Raw genomic sequence first — 8,015 nt, 5'->3', positions numbered from 1 at the left:
GACGCCGGAGGGCAGCTCCGGTCAATGGGCTGGTTTCACACCCGTTAGCTTCAGTTCGGGTGCGGTTGTACAAGGGCAACGGTATCCCCGCCACTCGGACCCTGAGGTCCACCTGGTTCTGGGCGCCGAGGGCGTTTCGATCACCGGCCCGGACGGCTCTGGCAGCGTCTATTACCGGGACTGCGTGGCGGTGGGGGCGTATCCGGACGGAGGCCGCTTGTTGGTGTCTCGCAGGGGCAACATGATGCGAGTCGAGCCGAACCTGTGGGCCATGGAGCCCGCTGCAATACACCAGATTGACGCGGCGGTCGGCACCGGTCTGCTGGCGCGGCTGCCTGCCAGGGATCCGGATGAGATCCCCGAGCGGCCACCGCCCATGCCGACGGTCGCGGTTCCCCCCGCAGTCGGCGTTGGCTCGGGGCCGCCTCCCGGCTATCCGGGGCAGTTCCAGGCTTTGCCTCCGATCCCGCCTCGGCGCCCGTCCACGGTCGGCCGCGTGTTCGCGGTCTTTGGAATAGTGGCATTTAGCATTCTCATGGTGATGATGCTGGCTACGGACGTGATGATTGTGCAAGAAATGATCGCCGAGGGACGGACGGCCCCGAAGCGCGCCGCTGCCATCTTCGTCGCGATGATCGCGGGTCTCAGCCTTGGCGCTGTCAGGAGGCTGGTCCGTTACCTGCGGCGTCGCTGACTGCCGGTGACTAAGTGACATAGACATGTCTATTCGGAGCGCTCGACCTGGTGGCGAGGGACGCCGCGCCTGGCTATTCGCGGGCGGGGACTTCGATAACGCTGGCTTTCGCTGAGTCCCCTACCATTCTGATGTGCGCACACCCCCGGCCGCCGGTTCTCCGGAGCGGCGGCAGATCGCCGAGTGGCTCGCCTCCGGCGTGGGCGGGCTGTTGGTGGTGACGGGGGACCCGCGGGCGGGGAAGTCGGCGCTGCTGGCGGAGGCGGCCGAGCGCGCCGCGCCGGTGAACGCCGAGGGGTGGACCGCGGATCAGATCGCCGAGGCGTTGGGCCGGGGCGTTTTCGCGGGGGACTGGGACGCGCCCCGGCACGCCGAGGCCGCGCCCGTGGAACGCCTGCTCGCTCTGACGGAAGGTGCCGGGCGGCCGGTGTTGTTCGCCGTGGACAACCTGGACCGCGCCGAGGACCCGTACGGCGTGGCGGTGGACCTTCTGGCGCCGCTCGCGCGAACCAAGGGAGCCGCCGTCCTGGTCGGCAGCCGCCGAGCGGTGGAGTCGCGCCTGGGCGTTCCCGACAATCCCGACGCGCCGCTGGTCAAAGCCTTGGGGCCGGGCCTTCGGATTGACCTGCCCCCAGGGCCGGCCGCCGTCGACAACTCCCTCGCGCAGGCCCAGGGCGCGGACGCGGCCGTTCTCCAGGCGGCGGCCCTGGCGCAGGGCAAAGGGGTGCCGGTTGACGACGGCGTCTGGTTGGCCATGGCTCGGGCGCTCGCCGACTCGGACGTCACCGCCGGTGATTTGGAAAACGCCCTTCGCCGCCACGGCCAGGCGCTCTTGACTCGGGACCTGGACTTCGGCCAGGAGGTTTGGCGTCCGGCCAGCCCCGAGATCCGGGACGCGATCACGCAGAGTCGGCTGGGTGGCGCCCGGGCCGCTCACGCGAGCATCGCCCGCGCGCTCGCGCAGTTGGCCTGGTCACAGCTTGCCGCCGATGCCGTTCTCAACCCGTACATCGCCCGTCACCTGCCAGCGCATTGCGCGCTGGGCGGCGGCACGCCGTGGCTCGAGGTCGAGCGGCGCGCGCCGATCCTTGACCACCTGGATTTCGAACGCGTTCGAGCGGCGGTGGCGAGCGCGGGCTTCGGGGACGGCGCCGTCCCGGCGAATGTGGCGGCGGTGGCAAGCGCCACGCGCTGGCTTGAGGAGCTGGAGTCGCCGGCCGAGCGGGCCTTGATCCGGGAAGCGGAGGCGTGGCGTCACCCGCGATCCGCTGCCCCGCCGCCGTTTGCCACGCCTGCGGGCGGGGTGCGGGTGGCGGTCGATTGGGCGGTGCCCAAAGCCGCCCGGTTTGAGCGTGCCCTCCCTGTCGTGACGGGGGTTCTGGCGCTGGCGTGCTTCGAGGACGCCGGCGGCGCTTGGAGGTTGGCCGTCGGCGGGACCGACGGGACGGTGCGAATATGGGACCCCGAGACGGGCAGGCCCTTGGGCGATCCGATGGTCGGCCACACGCAGGCCGTTCTGGCGATGACGCTGGTTGGAGGGACAATCCTGGCGACGGCCGGCGACGACAGGACTGTGCGCCTGTGGGACCTGGCCGGCCGCCGGCCGCTCGGAGTGTTGCTGAAACTCGCACGGGGCCTGGTCAAGAGCCTTGCGGTGGTTTCGGCGGGCGGGCGCACGTTGCTCGCCTGCGGCTGCAGCGACGGCGCCGTGCGGTTGGCGGATCCCGCCACCGGGACTCTTTTCGGCTCCGGAATCGCCGCCGGCCAGGGCCGGGTCTTGGCCATGGCAACGGTTCCGGTCCACGGGCGTGAGCGGCTGGCGGTCGCGTATGCCGACGCGACGGTGCGCCTGTGGGATCTGGCCGCGGGGCAGGCGGCGGCAGACGGCATCGTGAACTTTGACGGCCCCGTCCATGCTCTGAGAACGGTCCAATGGGGTGGCCGGGCGCTGCTGGCGTGCGGCGGTTCAGACGGAAGCGTGCGGCTCGTGGATCCGGCCACGGGTCAGACCGTGCGGTTCGGCCAGGGCGACAGGCAGGCGGTTCTCGCCCTGGCGCCTATTCGCGTGGGGGAACGCGAGGCGCTCGCGGTCGGCGGTCGCGGCGGGTCTGTGTGGCTGTGGGACCTGGCCACGGAGGAACGGCTCACCCCGGACCTCACCTGGCTGGACGGCTGGGTCCAGGTGCTCGAACCGGTGCGGGCCGGCGGCCGCTCGCTTCTTGCCACGGGCGGCAACCGGCGCACGCTGCGGCTATGGGACCCCGCCCAAGACCCTCCCGACCATGACGGTCAAACCATCGGCTTGGTGGCGCGCATGGCTGCGGTCAACACGTTGGTGGCCACTGCCAACTACGGCTCTGAACTGCGTGTTTGGAACACCGAGGCGCGGGTTGCCGCCGGGAATATCAGGCCGTGGAGCACAGACGGCCCATCTTCCCTGGCCGAGGCGCATGTCCAGGGGCGAACCACGCTGGCGGTGGGCGGTTACGGCGGGTTGGTGCAATTCTGGGACCTGGCGGCGGGACGGTGCCTGGCGGAGTTGGAGACGGCCGCGGGGGCGACGGTCGGCGCGATGGCGGAACTCGACTTAGGCGGCCGGCGGGTTCTCGCGATCGCCAGCGGCCATGAGGGGGCGGTGCAACTGTGGGATGTGGCCGCGCCTGTCTGCGTGGCGGCGACGCAGGCGGGGGAGTGGCGCCAGGTGAAGGGGCTCTTCGGCGCCACGGTCCAAGGCCGGACGGTGGTTGGGATAGTCCATGATTGGGAAGTGTCGACTTGGGACCCGACGTCCGGCGCGCCCCCGTCTTCCCTTGGCGAACTGCGGATGGACCGTCTGACCGCCGCCGCGCCGGTCCGCGTGGGAGGCCGCGAACTGCTCGCCACCGGCAACCAATCCGGGCGCGTCCAACTGTGGAACCTGCTGGGCCGCGTTTGCGTCGCCGAATCCTCTGCCGGCCACCCGCGCGAGGTTCGCTCGGTGGCGACGGTGCCAGTGGGGGACCGGTGCCTCTTGGCCACCATCAGCTATGACACGTCGGTTCGGCTGTGGGATCCGGGCGCGGGCCTGGCCGAACCGGTCGCCGTGATTCCGCTGGCCGGCTCGCCCCAGTGCCTGAGCGTGCCGGGACCGGGATTGATCGCGGTCGGCTCGGACGGCGGACTGGCGGTGTTCGCGGTCAGCGCCGGTCGGCCAGCACCAGCATCGCCTCGATGACATCCGCGCTAAGGTGCTCCGGCGCGCCGATCGAGTCTCCGGGGCCGGGCACGCCCGTGTGGAAGAAGTCCGATCGGTTGAAGATGGTCGAGCGGATTTTGTGGAAGCCGCGACCGTCAAAGAACAGGTGCAGCCACTCCTCCTCGCCCGAGCACCGGACTATGGAGTCGCTCACGTGGTCGCCCAGCAGCAGATAGCGTCCCGTGTCCTCGTCAAGGGCGTGGGTTGAGTAGCCGGCGTTGGAGGTGTTGTTAAGCAGAGTCGGGAAACGCATTTCGCGCCAACGCCGCCGCTGCTCGTCGGTCGACTCCCTCAGCACCCAGGTGGCCGTCGTCATGTCCACGGGCCGTCCGCAGGCCGGGCGGCCCGGTTCTTGTCCGAATCGTCAGGGGCGAAGGTCGACTGCCCAGGCATGGGGGTTACCCTAGCATCCGGTCAGAACGTGATTCGGGCCAGTTCCGCGAAGGAGTCCAGGGAATAGACGGCCACGCCGCCTCTGGAGCAGACGTAAACGCTGCCGCCCAGGAAGACCCCGCGAACCGGGTAGGAAAGGGAGCTTCCGGCGCGGCCCCGGACGGCGTCCAGGCGTGCCAGTTCCGTGAGCCTGCCGCTGCCGTAACCGGCCACCAAGTACGCGGGCCCTTGGACGGCATCGGCGGGCAAACCCAACGCCCGGCGCGCCGGGTCCGCCACGAGGGCGTCGTCGTCAACCGAGTCCAGGCCGTCAAGCTCCAGGGTGGCCGTCTCGGCGATCTGGCCGGCGCCCTGGAACAGCGACAGCTTCGGGAGGCGGGGGAACTTGCCCTCGGCGGTCAGTTGGGATTCGTCGGTGAGCCAGCCCACGCCGAGGAGGCCCTGGTCGGCCAGCGGGCGCAACGACGGGACGTATCCGTCAGTGTCCAGCGCGGACAGTACGCGCGGCCGGGTCGGATCGCTCAAATCCACGGCGAACAGCGAATCGGCCTCGCCTTCGGCGGTCACGTAGGCCAGGTCGCCGGCGAACGTGACCCGCGCCGAGACGGCGGGCGGGCCGCCAAGGGGCCTGACCTCCCCGACCTGGCTCAGCGCGGAGTCCAGCACGGTCAGGCCGTCCTCCACGTGGCCCGTCCACAACCCGTTGACCAACTCGTCGGGGATCCATTCGCTGGTCAGCGCGCGCAGGTAGCCGTCGTGCTCGTCCAGCGCGGCGCGTCCGAGCCAGCCCGGCAGAGAGCCGCGCGCCGCGACGGCCAGCCGGTCGGCGTCCAACGGCACCCGCCAGACGTCGGTTGTGGTGGTGCCATCGTCGTGGGCGACGGCTGCGGCCAGGCACAGGCTGTTCTCGGAGACGTGGGCGGGGCCCACGCCCAGGGCGGACAAACTGGACAGGCGTTTGCGGGCGGCGAGGTCGACGGCCGTGATGAGGGCGTAGGTCGGTGAACTCGGGTTCGACCCGACGAGGACTTGCCCGGCCGGAACCGGCGAAGAGCCGGACGTCTCGCCGATCACGGGCACGAAACTCGCGGGGTCGCCTTGGGCGATTTCCCTTCCCAGACCCACGCTGTGGCCGCTGAGCAGGAACAGCGCTCCATCCTTCAGGTACGCTCCGGCGTAACCGCCGCTTTGGGAGAACGTCTCCAGATGCCGGGGCGCCGCCGGGTCTGACACGTCGTAGAGCACCGCGAGGGTCACCGGATCCCATGCCTCCGCCGCGGCCCAGTCCTGGCCGTCCCAGACCTCGTACGCCAGGCCGTAGTCCAAGACCGACCAGGAGACCAGCACCACCAGGGTGTCCTTGTCCGCCAGAAGATCCACGGCGCCCAATTCGGCGAGCACAACGTCCGGCGCGTCTCGCAGCGCGGGCGCCGCGCGCAACGCCTCTTCCAATCGCACGATGCCGACCGTCCGGCTCCCAGCCCCGTCCACCTCCACGATCGCCACCTGGTTGCCGGAGGCGACGAAGAGCGACTCGCCGTCCGTCTTGACCAGGTCCGCCTCTTCGATGCCGGCGCCGCCTTGGAAGGTCGCCGTCACGGGCTCCCCCGTTCCGCAACGGACGCCTGACTTGGGAGCCAGCGCCGCGACGGCGGCGTAGATCTCGGAGTAGTCGTCGGGGTCGCTGGCCTTGGTCGGCTGGTCCGCTTGGGCTGGCGGCAGCGGGGCGCGGCCCTTGAACCAGGGCGTCAACGGCAGGGCCGCCAAGACTAGAGTGACAACCCCGGCCAACGCGATGGCGACCACGGAAAGGGTTGGCCGCCTTCCTAGTCGGTCTTCAGTCATTGAGAACACCCCCAACCAGTAACTGCGCCGAGCGGGCCCAAAGGTAACAGAGGTCGGCCTTCCGGCGAATGGTCAGGTGTGTGGTGTGGTGATGGTGGTTTGGCCGGTGGCGGGGTTGTATTGGTGGTCCCAGCCGTGGTGGGTTTTCAATTGGTGGTGGGTTTTGCAGAGGAGTTGGGTGTTGGCGCCGGTGGTTTGGGTGTTGGCGGGTTTGGTGGGGTCGTAGGGGGTGCGGTGGTCGGTTTCGCATCTTTCGGGGGGTGCCGTGCAGTTCGGGACGACGCAGCCTTGGTCGCGGGCCTCCAACAGGAGCCGGAGTTTGGGTGGGGCTTGGTAGGTGTTGTTGGCGAGGGTGTTGGCGGGCCAGTCTTCCGGGTCTGGGAGGGCCCCTGGGGGGTGGATCCGGTGGCCGAGCCCGACGATCCGCCCGGCGTCTTCGACCAGCGCCTGCCAGGTGGCGTTTTCGGCGATTTGGCGGGCGATGTGGGCGGGGATGGGTGTTTGCCCGCCGAGGAGGGCGGGGGTTTTGGCGGCGCCTAGGAGGGCGGCGGCGTCGATGTGGACGAGCAGGTGGGGGCGGGCCATGATTTGGTTGACTGATTTGGCGCGGTCGGCCGGGTCGTCGCAGGGTTTCCAGATGGCGCAGAAGGCGTCGAACCCGGTTTGGCGGGCGTTGCACGTTGTGCCTGTTTGCCGGCAGAGGCTTTGGATTTTGCGGGCGGCGGCGTCGACGCCGGCCATGACGGCGGCTAGTTGGTGGGCGGGCCCGTAGGCCCGCAGCTCCGCCATCCCGTGGGGGCGGGGGATGAGGCGGACGCCGCGTTTGGCTGTTTCTTGTTCGTGGCCGTTGGCGAACGCGGCCGGGTCGAGCAGGGCGGCGAGCTTTTCGGCTCCGGCCCGGACCTTCCCGGCGGGGAAGCTCTTGGCGAGGCTGAGTCCGAACGCCCGCACTTGGGCTTGGACCTCGGGGTTCTGGCTGCGGCCGGCGGCGGTTCGGATGGCCGCGCAGGCTTTGGTGGTCAGTTGGCCACGTTCTTGGGCGTCTAGGAACGCCGGGTGGTCCAGGCCTGAATCCCCGGCGGCGGCGAGTTGTCTGGCCTCGCCCCGGGTCATGGCGTTCGAAAGGGCGTGCTCCTCGACGACCGCCCATCCGGCCAGCCCGGCCTGGTCCGCGACCCGGGCCGCCTGGGCCAGCGACCGGGCCGCCCGCGCCTCCGCGATCCTGGCCAGGCGGGTCTGCTCTTGGGCCTCCGCGAGCAGCGCCCGGATCGCGTCACGGGGGTTGTCCGGGGTCATAAACTAATCATACAACCGTTGCCCCATGAGCCCAATAGCCAGAAAAATAATGCGCGTCAATCTTCACATTTCGGCTCTTCTGACGCGCCGCCAACTGCCTTGGCGGCGCCATCTGCAAGGCCGTGCGTTTGTCCCGCAAGAGTCTTCTCCGGGTGTCGGATCGCGGCCCTCGCCGTCGCGGTGTATTGGTGCCGGTCCGGACCGAATCTGTTCGCCGGCCGGGCACTGCGCGACCGAATCCACTGAGCATTGTGAATGCTCTGATCGAAACGTTTACGCTGCATAATCGCTCCCGTGGAAACGGTTAGGCCGGCTAGACCGTTGGCTGTCCCCGCATCACGCAGGCTTCCCTGGCCGAACGCATGGGCTGTTCGCTCACTACCGTGCGCCGGATGGAGAAGGGCGACGGGCGCGTGCCGATCCAGTTTTGGGCGCGCGCGCTGCACGTGTTCGGGGAAATCGAGGCCCTGGAAAACCTCCTCGACTGGGGCGAGGACGACATCGGGCTGATCCTGATGGATCAGTCGCTGCCCCAAAGGGTCCGCGCGCGTT

Annotated in this window: 6 protein-coding genes; 3 read left to right on the top strand and 3 right to left on the bottom strand. The window is 69.7% G+C overall.

The annotated features are described in order from the left end of the window. Together LBC97_00880 and LBC97_00875 are read left to right on the top strand one after the other, a co-directional pair. Nucleotides 1-694: hypothetical protein (locus LBC97_00880; GenBank protein ID MDR2564614.1), on the top strand; the 694-nt coding region annotated here is incomplete at its 5' end. 133 nt (nt 695-827) lie between these two features. Further along, nucleotides 828-3,908: a WD40 repeat domain-containing protein gene (locus LBC97_00875; GenBank protein MDR2564613.1), complete on the top strand. Its 3,081-nt coding sequence runs from the start codon at nt 828-830 to the stop codon at nt 3,906-3,908. Here the strand turns inward: LBC97_00875 and LBC97_00870 are convergent. The 3 genes from LBC97_00870 to LBC97_00860 form a co-directional block, all read right to left on the bottom strand. Further along, nucleotides 3,871-4,251 (bottom strand): hypothetical protein, encoded by a 381-nt coding sequence (locus LBC97_00870; protein ID MDR2564612.1) that lies wholly within the window; start codon nt 4,249-4,251, stop codon nt 3,871-3,873. The two genes, LBC97_00875 and LBC97_00870, sit on opposite strands and share 38 nt — an antisense overlap. Before the next feature lie 92 nt (nt 4,252-4,343). Next, on the bottom strand, nt 4,344-6,167 hold the full coding sequence (locus LBC97_00865) for a beta-propeller domain-containing protein (GenBank protein ID MDR2564611.1): 1,824 nt from the start codon (nt 6,165-6,167) through the stop codon (nt 4,344-4,346). A gap of 72 nt (nt 6,168-6,239) precedes the next feature. Further along, the gene (locus tag LBC97_00860; GenBank protein MDR2564610.1) at nt 6,240-7,463 is read right to left on the bottom strand and encodes an HNH endonuclease; all 1,224 of its coding nucleotides are present in this window, start codon (nt 7,461-7,463) and stop codon (nt 6,240-6,242) included. 335 nt (nt 7,464-7,798) lie between these two features. Between LBC97_00860 and LBC97_00855 the strand changes: the two genes are divergently transcribed. Next, a partial coding sequence (locus tag LBC97_00855; GenBank protein ID MDR2564609.1) for a helix-turn-helix transcriptional regulator occupies nt 7,799-8,015 on the top strand: 217 nt, incomplete at its 3' end.

This window comes from Bifidobacteriaceae bacterium (assembly GCA_031281585.1).
In the GTDB taxonomy this organism is placed as follows: Bacteria; Actinomycetota; Actinomycetes; order Actinomycetales; family WQXJ01; genus JAIRTF01.
Note: the sequence above shows the minus strand (reverse complement) of the source record. Positions and strands in the feature narration are given on the sequence as shown.